We start from the raw sequence: 19,685 nt of genomic DNA on the forward strand, positions 1-19,685 counted from the left end.
CCTGACAACAACCTGTGTGCGCTGTGATGAAACCACGCGCGCACCGTGCGACGCGCCCGATCCGCGCGAACGGCCGGGTGGTCTCCGCCGGGCAGCACAATGGTCGATGTGCCCGCATCCACCCGGATACCCCGTGGCTATCCCCTGCTGATCGCCGTCGCGATCGCGATCGCAGGCCTCTGCTATTCGTCCTGGGTGCTGGAGTTCGTCCTGCCGATCCACGCCGATCCGGTGAACTCCTTCCTCAGCGAACTCGACGCGGAGGGCAAGCCCTACCGGGAGGTGTTCGCCACCGCCGACAAGCTGGTCGGCCTGCTGCTGATCCCGGCCGCGATCGGCGGGCTGCTGGTGTTCCGTCGTCGCCGGTTGACCACCGTCGGCTGGGTGGCCCTGGTGTGTTTCGGCGCGTCGACCATCGCTGACGCGATGCTTCCCCTGCGCGACTGCGACCCCGCGGTCAGCGCGTGTGGCGGCGGGTTGTTCCCGCAACTGCACCAACCGCACGCGCTGACCAGCACGCTGGCCGTCACCTCGATCGCGGTGGCGGCGTTCGCGTTCAGCGCCGCCGCCTACCGCTATCACCGCTGGTGGATCCTGCGCGAGTTCGGTGTGGTCGTGCTCGTCGTCGGGTCGGCGGCGACCATCTGGATGCTGGTCGCCGACAACCTCTCCGGCTCGTACGCCCTCGGCATCGCCCAGCGCATCCAGGTCGGCTCGATGTCGCTGTGGCTGCTCGCGCTGGCCGCCGCGGTGCTCGTCGAGGCCGGGGAGTGGACTACTTGACAGTGATCCGCACCGTGTAGCCGTCGAGCTTCGCGGGCAGCTTGGTGGTGTCGACCGCCAGCACCTCGCCACTGTCCTGCACGCCGTTGGGCAGCGTCTTGGGCTTCAGGCCGAACGGCGGCTGCTCACCCTGGCTGGCGGCCAGGCCGAAATCGCTGTCGTTGGCGATGTAGATCGTCTTGCCACCGTCGGTGGTGGCGATGCCCTCGATCTTGTCGTGGCCGAAGAACCGGCCCTTCTCGTCGAGGGCGACGACCAGCGCCGACAGGTCGAGGTTGCTCTGCTTGGCTACCGGGGTGATGCCCACCTTGGTCAGCGCGGCGACCGCGTCCGCGGTCGGGGTGACACCGACGAAGGTTTCCAGCGGCTTGCCGTCGATCTGCAGGCCACCCTTCTCGGCGTCGTAGGTCGCGCCGGGGACGGCCGACTGCGGGCCGACATCGGTCGCGCCTGCGATGTCGATGGTCCAGATCTTCTTGTCCGACTTGGGCGCGAGGTTGCCGTCGCGCTCGTCGACCAGGAAGGTGGTCGCACTGAGCGCGGTGATCTCCGAGACCGCGACCTTGTTCTGCTTCGGGTTCTCCAGCGGGTACAGGAATTCCTTCTGCGCCTTGGTCTTCAGATCGACGGTGACGATGCGCGCGAACGGCACCTCCTTGGCCGAGCCGTTCAAGCCGGGCGTGTTGAGCGCGCTCTGCACCACGCCAACCAGCGTGCTGCCGTCGGGTGTGACGGTCAGGCCCTCCATGCCCTGGTTCGGGGAGCGCAGCCCGATCTCCTTCGGCAGGCCGCTACCGGGCGAGAGGCGCTCGATCTCGGTGCCATTGGCATCGAAATGCACCAGGAACGGGCCGTATTCGTCGGACACCCAGAAGGTGCCGTCGGGCAGGGCGACGAGACCCTCAGGGTCAAGGCCGTGATCAGTGGGCGGTAGCACCGTGCCCTGCAGGTCCCTGATCGTCTCCCCCGTGCTGGCCGCGGTGTCGACCTGGCCGTTGAACGGCACGCCCGACTTGGTACGCAGTTCGATGCTCGACTGCAGAACCGCCTTGTTGCCCTCCAGCTTGAACCGGCCGATCTTGGGCACGAAGTCCGGTGTGGGCGAGAGCTTTTCGTTCTTCGCCGGACCGTCCACGTTGGGGCCGCGGTCGGTGAGGCCGTAGAACTCGTCCGTGCTGCCCGGCACCGCAGTCCATGCCGAACCGAAGCCGCTGCCCTGCACCGTAGTACCGCCGTACTCGCCGAGCACCGGAATGTCGTTGGTGTACAGGCGAACCGCGTCGGTGGTGGTGACCTTGAACTGGTCGAGACCGGTGTAGCCGGCGATCGGCGTGTAGACGTAGGAGCCGTCCGTGCGCCGGGTCAGATTGCCGTGCTCGGGCTCCAGGCTCACCCCGAGAACCGCGCTCTTGCCCGCCTTGGCGACCAGGTCGTCGAGGGAGATGACCAGTGGCTGGTCCTTGCTCACGGTGAAGTCTGCGTCGGAACCGGGCGTCGAGCAGCCCGCGGCGACAGCGGCCGCGCACAGCGCCGCGGTGAGCGGGAGGAAACGGAAACCTGGACGTGCGTTCATCTGCCTTGCGTACCGCGCCGAACCGACCAGCAGCCGACCGGCAAATGAATTGTCATCCACCACTCGGTGCACCATTCTGGCTGCCATGACCACAACTCGGGTGAACATTTCCTCTGCCTCCGATTTCGAAGATGTCGTCGGGTATTCGCGGGCGGTGCGGGTCGGTGATCACGTCATGGTCAGTGGGACGACGGCTGCCGTCCCCGGCGGTGGCGCGGTCGGCGGCGACGACATCGGCGCGCAGGCCACCGAGGTGCTCGCCCGGATCGCCACCGCGCTCGAGCAAGCGGGCGCGAGCCTGCGGGATGTGGTGCGCACCCGCATGTTCGTCACCGATATCTCCCGCTGGCCCGAGGTCGCCGCCGCACATGCCGCGGTATTCGGCACGATCCGCCCCGCTGCCGCCATGTACGAGGTGACCGCGCTGATCGCCCCCGACCTGCTGATCGAGATCGAGGCCGACGCGATCGTCGCCGGCTGAATAGTCACACGCGGCCGGTCGCCGCCCCTGGCGTCAGACGCGAAAATTCCCCAGTTATCCACAGGTTCACGGTTATCCACAGGCCGGCGCCGACACCGTCGTGAACGCCGGTGCCGACCCGGCCGGGCAACTACGCTCGGACCCGTGACCAGCGCAACGACCATTCCCACCGACCTGCTCGCCCAGGTCGCCGCGTCCACCGCCCGTTTCGACGCGGCGATCGGTGCGCTCACCGACGCCGAGCTGCGCGAGCCGTCCCAACTGCCCGGCTGGACTCGCGGACACGTCGTCGCGCACATGTCGCGCAACGCCGACAGCCTGCTGAACCTGCTGCTGTGGGCGCGCACCGGCATCGAGATTCCGCAGTACGCCGGCGCCGCCATCCGCGACGCCGACATCGAGGCGGGCGCGCCGCGGCATCTCGACGTCCAGCACGCCGACTTCACCGCTTCGGCCCACCGCTGGCAGGCCGTGGCCACCACGATGCCCGCCGCGGACTGGCAGGTGGTGGTCCGCAACCGGCAGGGCGGTTCGCTCACCGCCGACCAGATACCGTGGATGCGCCTGCGTGAGACCGAGATCCACCACGTCGACCTCGGAGTCGGCTATACCCCCGCCGACTGGCCCACCGCCTTCGTCGCCCGCCTGCTCCCCGAAGCCATCGCCGACGTCTCGGCGAAGATGATCCCGGACGCCACCCCGACATTCGACATCCAGGCCACCGACACCGACTTCATCGCCACCGTCGGCCCCGGCCGCCCGCACCATACGGTCCTCGGCCCGTCCTCCGCCCTGCTCGCCTGGCTCCTCGGCCGGTCCACCGGCGCCGACCTCACCGGCCCGCTGCCACCGCTGCCCGCCTGGAAGTAGCGCGGGTCAGTACCTGAATCACCCGCTCGGCCCGTCTCTTTCGGACAGGCCGCGCGCGCTGTATCCCCCTCTCGGAACAATGTTCCCTGTTGCGCACACTGTTCGGTTGTGCGTACAGTGTGCGTACAACGCGAACAGCGTACGAAACGAAAGAGAGATCACCATGAACGCCACCTCCCTCGACCTGCACCGCACCGTCGTCCTGCCCGTCCGCGCGGTGCGCGCCGGACTCGGTGGCGCCGCCGACGAGGACCCCGCCGTCGTCGCCCAGCGGACCGCGAAGGTCGCCCCCGCACTGGCGGCCGCGGCCGAGCGGGTCGCCGAGATCCGCGACACGGTGGCCTGCTCCGAGCGCGACTGGGGTAGCCCGGCGGCCGATCGGCATGCCCGAAAGGCCATGACCGACACCGTGGCTCGACTGGACGGCTACCACGGCGAGCTGGCGAGCGCCGCCGCCGCGCTGACCCGCTGACCCGACCCGATTCGACGAGAGACACGCGATCATGAGCACTTTCGACAAGGACCTGGCCGCCTTCGTCACCGCGACGGCCGCCGAGTACGGCATCCCGGGCGCCGCGGTGGGCATCACCCTCGACGGCGCCGAGTTCACCGCCTGCCACGGGGTGACCAGCATCGACAACCCGCTGCCGGTCGACGAGAACACCGTCTTCCAGCTCGGCTCGGTGTCCAAGAGCTACACGGCGACCGCGCTGCTGCGGCTGGTCGCCGACGGCCGCGTCGAACTCGACGCTCCGGTGCGGCGGTACCTGCCCGAGCTCGCCCTCGCCGATGAGCAGCTCGCCGCCGAGGTCACCGTCGGCCACCTGCTCAACCACACCGCGGGCCTGGACTGGAAACTGGATGCCGAGACCGGTGACGGTGACGACGCGCTGGCCCGCTTCGTCGACCGCCTGCCCGAGCTCCCCGTGATCGCGCCGCTGGGCGCTCGGGCGTCCTACAGCCAGTCCGGCTACAGCCTGGCGGGCCGGGTGATCGAGAAGGTCACCGGGCTCACCTTCGAGCAAGCGATCCGCACCCTGCTGTTCGACCCGATCGGCCTGCGGCACAGCTTCTTCACCGCCGCCGAGGTGCTGCCCCACCGGTTCGCCGTCGGCCATACGGCCGACGACAACGGCGAACTGTCGGTACTGCGGCAGTGGGGCGACAACCGCGCCAACAATCCGGGCGCCGGCGTGGCCTCCTCGGTGGCCGACCAGTTGCGCTGGGCCCGTTTCCATCTCGGCGACGGCCACACCGCCGGCGGCGAATCCCTGCTGCCCGCCGCCCTGCTGCACAGCATGCGCGAGCAGACGGCACCACTGCGGGCCAGTTCCCTCGGCGACGGCTTCGGCATCTGCTGGTTCCTGCGCGACGTCGACGGCGTGCGCACGGTCGGACACGGCGGTTCGGGCTACGGCCAGTTCGCCGAACTACTGACAGTGCCCGATCGCCGTTTCGCCGTCGTCGCCCTGTCGAACGCGGGCCCCGACGCCGGCTTGGCCTTCAACCAGGCCGTCCTGCGCTGGGCGCTCGAGCACTACCTCGGCCTCGTCGAGCGCGCCCCCGAGCCCCTCCCCTACGACGCCACCCGCGCCGCGGAGATCACAGGCATCTACGAAAACGACATGATGCGCCTCACGATCACCGACTCCGGCGCCACCGTGTCCATCGACGCCAAGATCAAGCCCGAAATCCGCGCGGCGTCGACCACCGAACTCCCCGACGACCTCCCCTTCGCCGACCTCGGCCTGCGCCCCGACGACGAATACTTCGTCACCGAAGGCGGCCTCACCGGCCAACGCGGCTACTTCAGCCGAGACACCACCGGCACGATCACCGGCGTAGACCTCGCAGGCCGCCTCTTCTCCCGCGTCCCCTGATCCCCGCCGACGCGGCGGAACAAGCCGCCGCAAACGAAAATCCGCCTCCTACCGGTTTGCACCGATAGGAGGCGGATTGTTGTGCGCCCGAAGGGATTCGAACCCCTAACCTCTTGATCCGTAGTCAAGTGCTCTATCCGTTGAGCTACGGGCGCATGGTCTTCAGTTGTACCCGGCGAACCGGGTGTGGCGGAGGCGAGAGGATTTGAACCTCCGGTCCCCGTGAAGGGACAACTCATTAGCAGTGAGTCCCATTCGGCCGCTCTGGCACGCCTCCTGGAGCCTTCTCTTTCGAGGGCACCGGTCCTTGTCGAACCGCCGGGAATGAAGATTACACGAGCAGTTCATGTAGTCCAAAACGCCTGGTCAACTAGCGTAAGTTGCTGTCGAACCAGTCGTAGATACGGGTCTGGGAATCGATCCGGATGGCGTTGTCCGTGTCGTCGTCCGGATCGGGTCGGTCGGCACGGTGGCTGAGGCCGGGATAGGTGATGGTGAGACTGGCCACATTCGCCCGCGCGGTCGCGTCGCGCAGCCGGTCGACGGCCTCGGGTGGGGTGGCCGGGTCGTCGGTGCCGAACAGGCCGAGCCAGGGCGCCTGCAGGCTGTCGGCGATGTCGACCAGGGCGACTTCCTGGTCGGGTAGCGGCTCGGAGATGCCCGCGGCGGCCACGCTCACCGCCGCGCCGATGGGCCGGTTCGTGGCGACGAGGAAGGCGGCGGTGCCCGCGGAGTCGAAACCGAGTACCCCGATGGTGTCGGGGAAGACGCCGCGGCGGGTGAGCCAGTCGAAGCCTGCGTCGAAGTCGTCGAAGAGTTCCTCGCCGAACACCTCGTGCACCTGGTCGTCGGCGATCCGGTCGAACAGGTGGGGCGCGACGACGATCCAGCCCTCGAACGCCAGCGATCGCATCAGGTCGAGCAGCTGGGGCGAGAACTCGCGGGACTCGTGCAGCAGGACGATGCCGCCGCGCGCGACCCGCTCCGGTTCGACGACGGTGATGGGCACCGAGGTACGCGTCGCAGCGAGAGCGGTGCCTGCGGCGCTGTCGGCGGTGGGCTCCGTCGCCCGCAGCGGAGCGACATCGGCGTAGGTGCCCGACATAGGTCCAGGGTAGGCCGATCAGTCGGCCTTGGGTAGGTTCCGACCAGGCCTCGGCGGCCGGAAACAGCGTTCACTTAGGGTGGAGGCGTGACAGCGCGCATCCGGCCCGACCTCGCCACCATCCCGGCCTATGTTCCCGGCCGCAACCGCCCCGATGCGGTGAAGCTCGCGTCGAACGAGACGACCTTCGGGCCGTTGCCGAGCGCCGCCAAGGCGATCGCGGAGTCGGCCGAGCAGTCCAACCGGTACCCGGACAACCAGGTCGCCGAGCTGCGGGCCGCGCTGGCCGATTTCCTGGACGTGACCGTCGCGAATGTCGCCGTCGGCTGCGGCAGCGTCGCGCTGTGCCAGGAGCTCGTGCAGATCACCTGCGACGCGCCGACCGACGAGGTGGTGTTCGCGTGGCGCTCGTTCGAGGCGTACCCGATCGTCACCCAGGTGGGTAACGCCACCGCGGTGCCGGTGCCGCTGGCCGAGGGCTACCTGCACGATCTGGACGCGATGGCCGACGCGGTCACCGAGCGGACCAAGCTGATCTTCGTCTGCAACCCGAACAACCCCACCGGCACCGCGCACGGGCGCGCCGAGCTGGAGCGGTTCCTCGACCGGGTGCCCGCGCACGTGCTTGTCGTGCTGGACGAGGCCTACTACGAGTACCTGCGGCTGACTCCCGAGACCAGGCCCGACGGTGTCGAGATCGGCCGCTCCCGGCCGAATGTGGTTGTCCTGCGGACGTTCTCGAAGGCCTACGGCCTGGCCGGCCTGCGTGTCGGCTACGCCGTCGGCGATCCCGAGGTGATCACCGCGCTGCTGAAGGTGCACATCCCGTTCAGCGTGAACCGGGTGGCGCAGGCGGCCGCGATCGCCTCGCTGGAGGCGCGCGGCGAACTCCTCGACCGGACCGATGTGCTGGTCGCGGCCCGGCATCAGGTGCGCGACGCGCTGCTCACCGCCGGCTATCAGGTGCCGTCGAGCGAGGCCAACTTCATCTGGCTGCCGCTGGGTGCGCGCAGCACCGATTTCGCCGAGGCCAGCGCCGCCGCGGGCGTGCTGGTGCGCCCGTTCGCCGGTGACGGTGTGCGGGTGACGATCGGCGATCCGCACGAGAACGAGCAATTCCTCGCGTTCGCCACGGCACCGGAAACGGCCGCCCGATTCCGTTAGGTCAGCGCACGGTCAGCATGCCTTGACGTCAGTCGCGGTGGGATCAGCGCGATTTCGAGCACACTGCCAGCACACCGGTCGTAGGCTGGCGCACAGTTAGTCTCGGTGTTCGAAGCTGCCTGACCGGAGATGTACCGTGAACCAACGCTTTCACCCTGCTGTCTGCGAAAAAGCTTCCACCACAGTCACTTCGGTGAGCGAGCACGGTACCGGCCTCGATCGGCGCCTACGCGAATGCGACGAGTTCTTCCGCCACCCCGAGCTGGGACATCTACCCCTCCAGCGACGTCTCGGCGCGCTCGCCGAACTCCGCGAAACCGGCACCTACCGGCAGACCGCCGAGGAAATCCTGATCGGCGCGAAATTGGCCTGGCGCAATCACGCTCGCTGCGTCGGACGCAAACATTGGCGCTCGCTCAAACTGCTCGACGCACGCCAAGTTACTTCCGCGCGAGAGCTTTCCGAAGCGTGCTGGCAGCATCTGCGCTTGGCCACCAACGGCGGCGCGATCCAATCGATGATCACGGTCGGCCCGCAGTCCGAACCCGGCGGCGAGTACCGGATCGTGAGTTCGCAGCTGATCCGCTACGCCGGCTACCCCAACGGGGACGGGACCGTCACCGGCGATCCGGCCAATATCGCCGCCACCGAGCAGGCGACGGCCCTCGGCTGGCGTGGCGCGCGCACGCCCTTCGACGTGCTGCCGGTGCTGATCAGCACGCCAGGGGAAGGCCTGCGGTACTTCGACGTTCCGCGCGAGCTGGTCCGCGAGGTCGACCTGATCCACCCCGACTATCCCTGGTTCGCCACCCTCGGCCTGAAATGGCATGCGCTACCGGCCGTTTCGAACATGGATCTGGAGGTCGGCGGCGTCACCTACCCGTTCGCCCCGTTCAACGGCTGGTACGTCGGCACTGAGATCGGCGCGCGCAATCTCAGCGATGCCGACCGCTACAACATGCTCCCGCTGATCGCCGACATGATGGGCCTCGACACCTCGTCGGTGCGCACGCTGTGGCGCGACAAGGCGCTGATCGAGCTGAATCACGCGGTCCTGCACAGCTTCCGGACCTCGGGGGTGCACATGGTCGACCACCACACCGTCGCCAAGCAGTTCTGCGATCACGTCCAGCGCGAGGAAGCCGCGGGCCGGCGCTGCCCCACCGACTGGAGCTGGGTCAACCCGCCGATCTCCGCGGTGCTCACGCCCACCTTCCACCGCTACTACGACGCGCCGGATCTCGACATCCGCCCCAACTTCGTCAAGCGCGTCGACGACTCGGTGGTCACGCGGTGAAGAACAGGCCTGCGCCGTAGGCGTCGCGGGCCGAGACGAAGAAGCCGTCCGCGGTCGAGATCGTCGGTGCGCCACCGTCTTCGACGAGCTCGCGTGCCGCGCCGACGTCGTCGACCCTGATGGTCAAGGCGGCCGGGTAGGAGGCGGCCGGCGCGGGCTCGCCGGGCAGGAGATCGCCCGCGTCGCTCGCCCGAACGAGTTCGAGCCGCGCCGGGCCGACGGTGAACAGCGTGAGCGGGCCCTCGTACTCGGGTGTCTGGTCCAGGATGACGCGGTACCGGTCGGCGACGGCGGCGAACGCGGTGTCCTCGACGGCGAACAGCACCGCGCCGAGCCCGCGTGCGCCGTTGGCGTGGCGCAGGTAGCGGGGTTGGTGGACGTATTCGCGGGTCAGGTGCTGGGCGATGCCGAGGTAGGTCTCGGGAGTGGCGCGTGGATCGAGGTGGACGGCGCGGGCCCGCAGGGTGCGGGTGCCGTCCTCGGTGTCGACATCGCGTTCGAGCTCGAGCACGCCGGAGGTACGCAGGCCCGCCTCGGTCAGGTGGCGGTCGGCCTTGTCTGCGTCGGACGTCTCGAGGTTGAGCAGGCGCAGGCCCTCGTACTCGTCGGCCATCGCCTTCGTGTGCCACGGGTCGGGCGCCGACTCGTCGACGATGCCGAGCAGTTCCAGATAGGAATCGCCGAAGAGGGCGCACAGGTTGGCGGTGCAGCCTTCGACGGGCCGGCGGCCGGGCTCGGCGCCGAGGAGATGGCGGGAACGCGGGCTGAGGGTGAAGCCGAAAGAGCGGTATCGGCTCTCCAGGCCGTCGAGATCCCTGGTGAGGATGCCGACGTGGTGGATGCCGCTGATGTCTGCTGTCATGACGCCGATCGTGGTTCGGCCGCGGACGCCGGTCGTCGAATCGAGGCCGCTGCGCCGGAATCCGACACGTCCTAGGCTCATCTGGTGGATTCGGTCAGGCTGGATACCGTCGATCTGGGTTTGCTGCACGCCCTGCAGGTCGATGGCCGTGCCGCGTTCAGCCGGATCGCGGAGGTGCTCGACGTCTCCGACCGGACGGTGGCGCGCAGGTTCGCGCGGTTGCGGGCGCACGGTCTGGCCCGGGTCACCGGGGTCGCGGACAGTCGGCGGATCGGGCACGCGGAATGGCTGGTTCGCATCCGGGTCCGGCCGGGCGGCGCTGCCGCGCTCGCGCGGGCACTGGCGCGGCGGGCGGATACGTCGTGGGTGACCGTGTTGTCCGGAGGCACCGAGGTGACGTGCTTCTTTCGCGTCGACGCCGCGTCGTCGGCACCGCTGGACACGCTGGCCCGGCATCCCCAGGTCGACTCGGTCGACGTCCAGCTGCTGCTGCGGCATCTGACCGAACGCCGCTGGCACGGCCGCACTTCGGCGCTGAGCACCGAGCAGGTCACCGCCCTCGCGCCGGCGACGACCGACCGGCCGGACACGGTCGCGATGACCGAACTCGACCGCAGGCTGCTGCCCGCGCTCGCCGTCGACGGGCGAGCCGACTACGCGCGGCTCTCGCGCGCGGTCGACTGGTCGGAGTCCGCGGTGCGGCGGCGCGTCGACGAGCTCCGCCATCATCGTGTGCTGCGGTTCGATGTGGAGATCGATGCGGCGGTGCTGGGTTTTCCGGTGCAGGCGATTCTGTGGATGACCATCGCGCCCGGCCAGCTCGTCGCCGCCGCCCGCACGTTGTCGACGCATCAGGAGGCTGCCTTCGTCGGCGGAATCACCGGGCCGCACAACGTGATCGTCATCGTCGTATGCCGCGACGCGAACGCCCTGTTCGACTATGTCGCAGGTCCGATCGGGGCGCTCGCAGGTCTCCAGCGCGTGGAGCCGGTGCCGATCACGGCCATCGCCAAACGGGCCGCTCCGGTCGTCTGATCCGGGCGTCGGCCAGACCTCGATCCAGGCGTTGGACGAGGAGTTTGAGCGGAGACGGAGGGATTTGAACCCCCGATGGTGTTACCCATGCTCGCTTTCAAGGCGAGTGCATTCGGCCGCTCTGCCACGTCTCCCTAAAGTGAGATGGTAGCGGACGCATCAGCGACAACTGATCTCGCTCGTACATGGGTAACTCGCCGGGTACCGGCTTACCCGACCACATACCCGACCGCCGGACGCCGAGCACCTCGCCACGCACCTGAGTCTGGCCAGAAGACGCGGAGAGGCGGGACAGCATGCACGCAATCGAGTTGAACGGGTTCGGTGGGCCCGAGGTGATGGAGTGGACCGTGACGGCCGATCCGGAGCCGGGCCAGGGGGAAGTGCTGGTCGAGGTCATCGCGGCGGGGGTGAACCGGGCCGACGTGTTGCAGCGGCGTGGGTTCTATCCACCGCCCGCCGATGCGAGTTCGGTGCCGGGGCTGGAGTGTTCGGGGACGATCGTCGCGCTCGGGGACGGGGTGCGGGATTGGCAGGTCGGGGATCGGGTGTGCGCGCTGCTGGCTGGCGGCGGGTACGCCGAGCTGGTCGCGGTGCCCGCGACGCAGTTGCTGCCGATTCCGGACGGGCTCGATCCGGTCGCCGCGGCGGGTCTGCCCGAGGTGGCGACGACGGTGTGGTCGAACCTGGTGATGACCGCGGGGCTGCGACCGGGGCAGCTGGTGTTGATCCACGGTGGCGGCGGCGGGATCGGGACGCACGCGATTCAGGTGGCGCGGCGGCTCGGGGCGCGGGTGGCGGTGACGGCCGGGTCGGACGAGAAGCTGGCCAAGTGCGCCGAGCTGGGGGCCGAGCTGCTGATCAATTACAGGACGCAGGACTTCGTTGCCGAGATCGCGGCGGAGCCGTCACCGGCCGGTGGTGCGGGCGCCGACGTCATCCTCGACAACATGGGCGCGCTGTACCTGGAACGCAATGTGGAGGCGCTCGCGCCGCACGGTCAGCTGGTGGTCATCGGCATGCAGGGCGGTGTCACCGGGACGCTGAACCTGGCCACGCTGCTGCGCAAATGGGGCACGGTGCACGCGACGAATGTGCGCAACCGGCCGCGCACCGGGGCTGGCAGCAAAGCCGAGGTCGTCGCCGCCGTGCGCGCACAGCTGTGGCCGCGGGTCGCCGCGGGCGAGATCGTGCCGGTGATCTCCGCCGAGCTGCCGATCACCGAGGCGGGCCGTGCGCATGAACTGCTCGACGATTCGGGGACCTTCGGCAAGGTGGTCCTGCGGGTCCGCGACTGACACCGCGTCGGGCGTTCACCCCTCGCCGCGGTCGTCGGGAATTCGACCGTTTCGGCGAACAGCTGGCGCAGGCTATTCGAGCGAACTCAGCGCGCGTCCGAGCTGGTCGATCTCGTAACGCGTCGTGTACGGCGCCAGACCGATGGTGACAGCGCCACCTTCGTCGTTGACACCGAGCGCATCCAGCAATCGGCTGCCGCCGTGCACGCCGGAGACCGTGCCGATCCGGTTGTCGGCCAGCTTGGCGGCGACCTTCTCCGCCTGCATGCCCGCCATCGTGAAACTGACGGTCGGGATGCGGGTGGAGGCGCGGCCGATCACGGTGAGGTTCTCGACCTTCTCCAGGACCTGCATCAGGTGGTCGAACAGCTGGTCGTGGTAGTCCTGCAGCGAGGTGATCGACATCTCGAGCCGTTCGCGGCGGGTGCCGCGGGCGCGTTCGTCGAGCCCGGCGAGGAAATCGATCGACTCGGTGAGCCCGGCAAGCAGCGCGTACTGATGCCCGCCGACCTCGAGCCGTTCAGCACCCTTGGCATAGGGATTGAGCGACATCGACGGGATGCGGTCGAGGAACGCCGGGTCACGGAACACCAGCGCGCCCACCTGCGGGCCGCCCCAGGACGGCGCGCTCAGCGCGACCACGTCGGCGTTGAGTTCGTCGATGTCGATCAGCGCGTAGGGTGCGGCGCCGAACGCGTCGGCGACCAGTAATCCGCCCACGTCGTGCACCCGGTCGGCGGCCACCCGGACCGCGGGCGCCGAGCCGACGATCGGGGACGCCGCGGTGAGCGCGACCAGGCGCGCGGTCGGGCCGATGAGCTCCTCGAACTGCCACGACGGCATCTCACAGGTCTCGATCTCGACCTCGGCCCAGCGCACGTGCGCGCCGTAGCGGTTGGCGATGCGCAGCCACGGGGCGACATTGGCCTCGTCGTCGAGCCGGGACAGCACGATGCCGGTGCCGAGACCGAGCCGGGAACTCAGCGATTCCGCCAGCCAGGCCAGCAGCACCGCGCGATCGGGTCCGAGCACGACGCCGGCCGGATCTCCACCGACCAGGTCGGCGACCGCCGCACGCGCGGCGTCGAGGATCGCACCGCTGCGGGTCGCCGCACCGTGGCGGCCGATGTGGGAAAACGAGGAGGTGCGGAAACCCGTTGAGACGGCACGCGATACCGAATCGGGAACGAGCATCCCAGCCTGCGGATCCAGATGAATCCAGCCGTCGCCCAGGGACGGTATCAGGCCCCGAACCCTCGCGACGTCATAAGTCATGGTGGCCACTTTAAGGGCAGCGGGCGTCCCGGTGTAACCGCGTCGGGGTTTTAGCGCGAACCCGGCACACACGCAATGATGGGGATATGACGCACTCGGAGGATGTACCGGAATCCATCGTCGTGATCGGTCCCGACGGCCGCCCGGTCACCGTGCCCGCCGACCAGAACGGCGGTTCCACGTTCACCGGACAGGTCGTGCCCGACGACGAGAAGCCCGCCACCGACGGCGCCGACGAGGGTGAGTCGCTGGCCGACATGGTCGAGCAGCCCGCCAAGGTGATGCGCATCGGCACCATGATCAAGCAGCTGCTCGAGGAGGTGCGGGCGGCTCCGCTCGACGACGCGAGCCGGACCCGGCTCAAGGAGATCCACAAGTCCTCGGTCCGCGAGCTCGAGCAGGGCCTCGCCCCCGAACTGCGCGAGGAGCTCGAGCGGCTCACCCTGCCGTTCACCGACGAGTCGGTGCCATCGGACGCCGAGCTGCGGATCGCCCAGGCCCAGCTGGTCGGCTGGCTCGAAGGCCTGTTCCACGGCATCCAGACCGCGCTGTTCGCCCAGCAGATGGCAGCCCGCGCGCAGCTGGAACAGATGCGTCAGGGCGCCTTGCCGCCCGGCATGCACGCGGGTGATCACAAGGCCGGTGGCCACGTGGGCGGCGGGCAGTACCTGTAGGCGATCGTCCGTCGCACACCCGGCACCAGCCAGGGGCCGACACTGTAAGGTCGGGGACCGTGCCCGCAGCTGCCGCTCGTCCCGATTCGGTCTCCGACCGGAGTGACGCGCGTACCGAAGAGAGCCCCGTGCATTCCGACGACAACTCCCCGGTGACCGAGGCCGAACCGGCCCAGGTCGCGCCGCCGATCGTGTCGGACTCGCAGACGTTCAAGCGCGCGTTCAAGGACATGCGCGACGGCTTCCATCAGCGCGAGCTATGGCTGTCGCTGGGCTGGCAGGACATCAAGCAGCGGTACCGCCGTTCGGTGCTCGGCCCGTTCTGGATCACCATCGCGACCGGGCTGCAGGCGCTGGCGATGGGCCTGCTGTATTCGACGCTGCTCAATCAGCCGATCAGCGAGTACCTGCCGTATGTGACGGTCGGCCTGATCGTCTGGAACGTCATCAGCGCCTCGATTCTCGAGGGTTCCGATGTCTTCATCGCCAACGAGGGGCTGATCAAACAGCTGCCGTCGGCGCTGAGCGTGCACGTGTACCGGCTGGTGTGGCGGCAGTTCCTGTTCTTCATCCACAACGCGGCGATCTACGCCCTGCTTGTGGTCGCGTTCTCGATCTGGCGTGATCTGAACTGGTCGATCCTGCTGGTCTTCCCCGCGATCATCCTGCTGTTCCTCAACGCCATGTGGGTGTCGATCGTGTTCGGCATCTTCTCCACCCGCTACCGCGACATCGCCCCGATCCTCAGCTCGATGACGCTGATGCTGTTCGTGCTGACCCCCGTCATGTGGTCGACGAAGGCGCTGGAGAACTCGGTCGGTGGCATGAGCGACCGGGCCAAGCTGATCGAGATCGTGCCCACCTTCCACTACCTGGAGATCGTGCGCGCGCCGCTGCTGGGCGAGCCGTCGGAGTGGCATCACTGGGCGATCGTCGGCGCGATCACGGTGGTCGGCTGGGTCGTCGCGATCCTGGCGCTCAAGCAGTACCGTGCCCGCGTCCCGTACTGGGTTTAGGAGCAGACTCCCGATGAGCCGTGTGAGTATCGAAACCCAGCAGGCGTGGGTCGAGTTTCCCATCTTCGACGCCAAGTCGCGGTCGCTGAAGAAGGCGTTCCTCGGCAAGGCGGGCGGCGCGATCGGGCGCAACAGCTCCGATGTTGTCGTCGTCGAGGCGCTGCGCGACATCAACCTGTCGCTCAAGGAAGGCGACCGGGTCGGCCTGGTCGGCCACAACGGCGCCGGCAAGTCGACACTGCTGCGGCTGCTGTCGGGCATCTACGAACCATCCCGCGGCAGCGCGCGCATCCGTGGCAGGGTGGCGCCCGTTTTCGATCTCGGCGTCGGCATGGACCCGGAGATCTCCGGCTACGAGAACATCATCATCCGCGGCCTGTTCCTCGGGCAGACCCGCAAGCAGATGATGTCCAAGATCGACGAGATCGCCGACTTCACCGAGCTCGGTGAGTACCTGTCGATGCCGCTGCGCACCTACTCCACCGGTATGCGGGTGCGGCTGGCGATGGGTGTCGTCACCTCGATCGACCCCGAGATCCTGCTGCTCGACGAGGGCATCGGCGCGGTAGACGCCGAGTTCATGAAGAAGGCGCGCACGCGGCTGCAGTCGCTGGTCGCACGCTCGGGCATCCTCGTCTTCGCCAGCCATTCCAACGAATTCCTCGCCCAGCTGTGCGACACCGCGATGTGGGTCGACCACGGCCAGATCCGGCTGCAGGGCGGGATCGAGGAAGTTGTGCGAGCGTACGAGGGTCCCGACGCGGGTAATCACGTGGCACAGGTGCTGCGTGAGCTGGAGACCGAGGGCGCAGCGGGCGCAGGCGGCGAACGAGAACTGGAGCAGAACCAGGCATGAGCGGTGACGATCACGGGAAGCCGGTGCCGGGTGGGTTCAGCATGACCGATCGCCTGGAGGCGAGTGCCACCGTGCTGCCCGATGACGCCGAGTTGCCCGCGGGTGCCGAGCCGGCCGACCTGCACACCGAGACCGGCCCGCAGGCGCGGATCATCGGTGTGGTGGTCACGCACAAGCGTCGTGAGCTGCTCGCCGAATCGCTGAAGGTGCTGGCCTCGCAGTCGCGACCGATCGACCACCTGATCGTCGTCGACAACGCCAACGAGGACGAGGTGGCCGAGCTGGTCGCCCAGCAGCCGATCGAGGCGACCTACCTGGGTTCGCGGCACAATCTCGGCGGCGCGGGCGGCTTCGCGCTCGGCATGCTGCACGCGCTCACGATGGGCGCGGACTGGGTGTGGCTGGCCGACGACGACGGCCGCCCCGACGGCCCCGAGGTGCTGGCGACCCTGCTCGACTGCGCGCGCCGCCACAATCTCGTCGAGGTGTCGCCGGTGGTGTGCGATATCGACGAACCCGACCGGCTCGCGTTCCCGCTGCGCCGCGGCGTGGTGTGGCGACGGCTGCGCTCGGAGCTCGGTGACGAGGACTTCCTGCCCGGCATCGCCTCGCTGTTCAACGGCGCGCTGATCTCGGCGAAGGCTGTCGACCTGATCGGCGTGCCCGATCTGCGCCTGTTCGTGCGCGGTGACGAGGTCGAGGTGCATCGTCGGCTCGTGCGCTCGGGGCTGCCGTTCGGCACCTGTCTGCAGACGGCCTACCTGCACCCGAACGGTGCCGAGGAGTTCAAGCCGATCCTCGGTGGCCGGATGCACACGCAGTACCCGGACGATCCGGTGAAGCGCTACTTCACCTATCGCAACCGCGGCTACCTGATGTCGCAGCCGGGTATGCGCAAGCTGTTGCCGCAGGAGTGGATCCGGTTCTCCTGGTTCTTCCTGGTTACCCGGCGCGATCCGGCGGGTCTGCGTGAGTGGTTCCGGTTGCGCTCGCTCGGCCGCAACGAGCAGTTCGGCAAGCCCGACCCGAAATAAACGGTTGCCGCGGACCGCGGCGATGTGTCAGGGTCTGTGGACCAGCGAGAAGAAGCGAGGAGGTGGATGTCCGTGATCGTGAGGATTGCCGTGCCCCGGCGGGCTGTGTATACGCACACCGCCGACGTGGACTTCACCCCGAACTCTTCTCGCTGAGCCCGCCGTCGGGCTCGGCCCCGACGAAGGACTCCCCTCATGGTCGACTACGACCGTCTCGTCCCTTACGGCTGGACCGAAGCCGTAGCTTCCGAATACCTCCCCCTGCTCGGTGACCTCGTGCCCGCGCGCATCGTCCGGATGGACCGCAGCGAATGCGATGTGGTGACACCCACCGGAGCCGCCCGCGCCGCCTGCCCGCGTGACATCACCGGCCTGTGCACCGGTGACTGGGTGGGCATCGACGCCGAACAGACTGTGCGGCAACTGTTGCCGCGGCGCTCGGCGATCATGCGATCGTCGGTGTCGGGGCGTTCGGTCGCCCAGGTGCTGGCGACCAATGTCGATACCGTGCTGATCTGCACGGCCGCCGACGGCGATGTGGATCTCGGCCGGATCGAGCGGATGCTCGCCCTGGCCTGGGAAAGCAATGCGCAGCCGGTTGTCGTGCTCACCAAAGCCGATGCCGCGGTGGATATCCCGCTCGACGACGTGCGTGCCGTCGCCCCCGGGGCGACGGTGCTCGCGGTGAGCGCCTCCGCCGATGTCGGTGTGGATGTGCTCAGCGCCGTGCTGACCGGCACGGTCGCGTTGATCGGGCCGTCCGGTGCGGGCAAGTCCACCCTCGCCAATGCCCTGCTCGGCGCGGAGGTGTTCGCCACCAACGCCGTTCGCGCGGTCGACGGCAAGGGACGCCACACCACGGTGCATCGTGAGCTGCGTCCGCTCCCCGGCGGCGGCACGCTCATCGACACTCCGGGTCTGCGTGGCATCGGCCTGTACGACGCGGCCGACGGCATCGGCAAGACATTCAGCGACATCGAATCCCTCGCCGCCGAATGCCGTTTCGCCGACTGCGCCCACCTGACCGAGCCCGGCTGCGCGGTCCTCGCCGCCCTGGCCGACGGAACCCTCCCCGAACGCCGCCTGACGAGCTATCGCAAACTCGCCAAGGAGAACGAATGGATGGCGGCCCGCACCGACAAGCGCCTAGCCGCCGAACGAGCCCAGGCCTGGCGCACCATAACCAAACAACACCGCCGCCAGTACCGCGAACGCGGCCAACGCTAACCCACCTGGACAAATGATCACCACGCTCTGGTGTGAGCATCGGCCGAGTACCGACCTGCACCAGAGCGTGGTGATCTTGTTCATCCGGTGGAGTTGCGCTCGCGCGGACGCGGGTGCGGTAGCGAGATAGGGTTCGGGCGCACGGTTCGCTATCCGGGAGGGATGAATGAGTAGCCCCGGCGATTTCCCACCACCACACCCCGTTGATCCGGCTCGCTCCGATGTCGGCGAAACAGGGGGTGGCACACCGCAACCCAGCTTGATCCGGCCACACACCGGCGACCAGTGGTCGGTGAACAGACCGGACATCCCGCAGCCGGGCCACGGAAGCCCGGGAGTCCCCCCGCCGGGGTTCGGCGGGCCCGGTGCGCCGCCGCCCGGGTTCGGCGGGCAGCCTGTGGGGCACGGGGCTCCGGCTCCTGGTTTCGGTCAGCCTGGCCCCGGCACCCCGGCCCCCGGATTCGGCCAACCGCCTGTCGGCCCAGGCACTCCCGCTCCCGCATACGGCCGGCCCGGACCAGGCACCCCGCCACCCGGATTCGGCCAACCACCTGCCAGCCCAGGCACCCCGCCACCCGGATTCGGCCAACCACCTGCCAGCCCAGGCACCCCCGCTCCCGGATTCGGCCAACCGCCGGCCGGCCCAAGCACTCCCGCTCCCGGGTTCGGCCCGCCCGGACCGGGCACTCCACCTCCCGGGTTCGGCCAACCACCCGCCGACTCTGGCACTCCCGCTCCCGTATTCGGCCCGCCCGGATTCGGCCGACCGCCTTCGGTGCCGGGGGCTTCGGCTCCCGGACATCTGGCGGTGCCACCGCCAGGCTTCGGACAGCCGCAGAATCCACCACCGGGCCAACCTCACACTCCCGGATTCGGTCAACCACTCACACCGCCACCAGGTTTCGACCAGGCGCAGGGTGAACCCGCGCAGCCGGTTTTCCCGCCTCCGCAGCGTCCGCCGGTGGGCGCCAGCTCTTTTGACGGGTTCGCGGGCCCGCAAGGTGATCAGCCGCCGTTCGGACAGGCCGGTCACTTGTCCCAGGACGAGGCCGCCCCTGGCCACCAACCGCCCCGAAGCGCCCAGGTCGAGCTCGGCGGCCGACCACCGCAGGGCGCACCGGGCTACTTCGCCGGACAACCACCCCAAGGCGCACCAAGCCACTTCGCCGGACAACCACCCCAAGGCGCACCAAGCCACTTCGCCGGACAACCACCCCAAGGCGCACCAAGCCACTTCGCCGGACAACCACCCCAA

18 protein-coding genes and 3 tRNA genes are annotated in these 19,685 nt (G+C 68.8%); 14 read left to right on the forward strand and 7 right to left on the reverse strand.

Annotated elements, in window-relative coordinates; genetic code table 11:
* Positions 1-99 precede the first annotated feature (99 nt).
* Positions 100-783, forward strand: coding sequence for a DUF998 domain-containing protein (locus tag ACWF82_RS15890; RefSeq protein WP_452501767.1), 684 nt, complete (start codon positions 100-102; stop codon positions 781-783).
* On the opposite strand, the gene ACWF82_RS15895 is transcribed toward ACWF82_RS15890, so the two are convergent.
* Positions 776-2,356, reverse strand: a complete 1,581-nt coding sequence (locus tag ACWF82_RS15895; protein ID WP_452501769.1) for an esterase-like activity of phytase family protein — start codon at positions 2,354-2,356, stop codon at positions 776-778. The two genes, ACWF82_RS15890 and ACWF82_RS15895, sit on opposite strands and share 8 nt — an antisense overlap.
* An 85-nt stretch (positions 2,357-2,441) precedes the next feature.
* Between ACWF82_RS15895 and ACWF82_RS15900 the strand changes: the two genes are divergently transcribed.
* The 4 genes from ACWF82_RS15900 (at position 2,442) to ACWF82_RS15915 (ending at position 5,587) form a co-directional block, all read left to right on the forward strand.
* Complete coding sequence (locus tag ACWF82_RS15900; RefSeq protein WP_452501771.1) at positions 2,442-2,837, forward strand: RidA family protein; 396 nt, start codon at positions 2,442-2,444, stop codon at positions 2,835-2,837.
* Positions 2,838-2,981: 144 nt separating this feature from the next.
* Positions 2,982-3,707: a maleylpyruvate isomerase family mycothiol-dependent enzyme gene (locus ACWF82_RS15905; RefSeq protein WP_452501773.1), complete on the forward strand. Its 726-nt coding sequence runs from the start codon at positions 2,982-2,984 to the stop codon at positions 3,705-3,707.
* Positions 3,708-3,870: 163 nt separating this feature from the next.
* A complete protein-coding gene (locus tag ACWF82_RS15910; RefSeq protein WP_452501775.1) occupies positions 3,871-4,179 on the forward strand; it encodes a hypothetical protein in 309 nt (102 codons plus the stop codon).
* Between the two features lie 31 nt (positions 4,180-4,210).
* Positions 4,211-5,587 carry a serine hydrolase domain-containing protein gene (locus tag ACWF82_RS15915; protein WP_452501777.1) on the forward strand — a complete coding sequence of 459 codons (1,377 nt, stop codon included), beginning with the start codon at positions 4,211-4,213 and terminating at the stop codon, positions 5,585-5,587.
* An 82-nt stretch (positions 5,588-5,669) separates the two neighbouring features.
* Here the strand turns inward: ACWF82_RS15915 and ACWF82_RS15920 are convergent.
* The 3 genes from ACWF82_RS15920 to ACWF82_RS15930 all read right to left on the reverse strand — a co-directional run bounded on the left by ACWF82_RS15920 (position 5,670) and on the right by ACWF82_RS15930 (position 6,692).
* Positions 5,670-5,742, reverse strand: a tRNA-Arg gene (locus tag ACWF82_RS15920).
* A gap of 32 nt (positions 5,743-5,774) precedes the next feature.
* Positions 5,775-5,864, reverse strand: a tRNA-Ser gene (locus tag ACWF82_RS15925).
* Positions 5,865-5,957: 93 nt separating this feature from the next.
* Positions 5,958-6,692, reverse strand: coding sequence for a dienelactone hydrolase family protein (locus tag ACWF82_RS15930; RefSeq protein WP_452501778.1), 735 nt, complete (start codon positions 6,690-6,692; stop codon positions 5,958-5,960).
* An 87-nt stretch (positions 6,693-6,779) separates the two neighbouring features.
* Between ACWF82_RS15930 and hisC the strand changes: the two genes are divergently transcribed.
* Both hisC and ACWF82_RS15940 read left to right on the forward strand, forming a co-directional pair.
* On the forward strand, positions 6,780-7,856 hold the full coding sequence (gene hisC / locus ACWF82_RS15935) for a histidinol-phosphate transaminase (RefSeq protein WP_452501780.1): 1,077 nt from the start codon (positions 6,780-6,782) through the stop codon (positions 7,854-7,856).
* 193 nt (positions 7,857-8,049) lie between these two features.
* Complete coding sequence (locus ACWF82_RS15940; RefSeq protein ID WP_452501782.1) at positions 8,050-9,153, forward strand: nitric oxide synthase oxygenase; 1,104 nt, start codon at positions 8,050-8,052, stop codon at positions 9,151-9,153.
* Here the strand turns inward: ACWF82_RS15940 and ACWF82_RS15945 are convergent.
* Positions 9,143-10,015, reverse strand: coding sequence for a VOC family protein (locus tag ACWF82_RS15945; RefSeq protein WP_452501784.1), 873 nt, complete (start codon positions 10,013-10,015; stop codon positions 9,143-9,145). The two genes, ACWF82_RS15940 and ACWF82_RS15945, sit on opposite strands and share 11 nt — an antisense overlap.
* An 84-nt stretch (positions 10,016-10,099) precedes the next feature.
* On the opposite strand from ACWF82_RS15945, the gene ACWF82_RS15950 reads away from it, so the two are divergent.
* Positions 10,100-11,050 carry an Lrp/AsnC family transcriptional regulator gene (locus ACWF82_RS15950; protein WP_452501786.1) on the forward strand — a complete coding sequence of 317 codons (951 nt, stop codon included), beginning with the start codon at positions 10,100-10,102 and terminating at the stop codon, positions 11,048-11,050.
* Positions 11,051-11,099: 49 nt separating this feature from the next.
* Here ACWF82_RS15950 and ACWF82_RS15955 read toward each other — a convergent pair.
* Positions 11,100-11,184, reverse strand: a tRNA-Ser gene (locus ACWF82_RS15955).
* A gap of 162 nt (positions 11,185-11,346) precedes the next feature.
* Between ACWF82_RS15955 and ACWF82_RS15960 the strand changes: the two genes are divergently transcribed.
* Positions 11,347-12,348, forward strand: coding sequence for an NAD(P)H-quinone oxidoreductase (locus ACWF82_RS15960; protein WP_452501788.1), 1,002 nt, complete (start codon positions 11,347-11,349; stop codon positions 12,346-12,348).
* 72 nt (positions 12,349-12,420) lie between these two features.
* Here the strand turns inward: ACWF82_RS15960 and ACWF82_RS15965 are convergent, their stop codons facing one another.
* On the reverse strand, positions 12,421-13,623 hold the full coding sequence (locus ACWF82_RS15965; protein WP_378847432.1) for a cysteine desulfurase-like protein: 1,203 nt from the start codon (positions 13,621-13,623) through the stop codon (positions 12,421-12,423).
* An 86-nt stretch (positions 13,624-13,709) separates the two neighbouring features.
* Between ACWF82_RS15965 and ACWF82_RS15970 the strand changes: the two genes are divergently transcribed.
* The 5 genes from ACWF82_RS15970 to rsgA all read left to right on the forward strand — a co-directional run bounded on the left by ACWF82_RS15970 (position 13,710) and on the right by rsgA (position 18,430).
* The gene (locus tag ACWF82_RS15970) at positions 13,710-14,297 is read left to right on the forward strand and encodes a bacterial proteasome activator family protein (RefSeq protein WP_452501789.1); all 588 of its coding nucleotides are present in this window, start codon (positions 13,710-13,712) and stop codon (positions 14,295-14,297) included.
* A 152-nt stretch (positions 14,298-14,449) separates the two neighbouring features.
* On the forward strand, positions 14,450-15,313 hold the full coding sequence (gene wzm, locus ACWF82_RS15975; protein WP_452502007.1) for a galactan export ABC transporter permease subunit Wzm/RfbD: 864 nt from the start codon (positions 14,450-14,452) through the stop codon (positions 15,311-15,313).
* Positions 15,314-15,326: 13 nt separating this feature from the next.
* Entirely contained in the window at positions 15,327-16,169 is an 843-nt protein-coding gene (gene wzt, locus ACWF82_RS15980) for a galactan export ABC transporter ATP-binding subunit Wzt/RfbE (RefSeq protein ID WP_379079539.1), read from the forward strand.
* Positions 16,166-17,203 (forward strand): galactofuranosyltransferase GlfT1, encoded by a 1,038-nt coding sequence (gene glfT1 / locus ACWF82_RS15985; protein WP_452501791.1) that lies wholly within the window; start codon positions 16,166-16,168, stop codon positions 17,201-17,203. Before wzt ends, glfT1 begins: the two co-directional genes overlap by 4 nt.
* Before the next feature lie 195 nt (positions 17,204-17,398).
* Positions 17,399-18,430, forward strand: a complete 1,032-nt coding sequence (gene rsgA / locus ACWF82_RS15990) for a ribosome small subunit-dependent GTPase A (protein WP_452501793.1) — start codon at positions 17,399-17,401, stop codon at positions 18,428-18,430.
* Positions 18,431-19,685: the final 1,255 nt, after the last annotated feature.

This window comes from Nocardia sp. NPDC055053 (assembly GCF_053608285.1).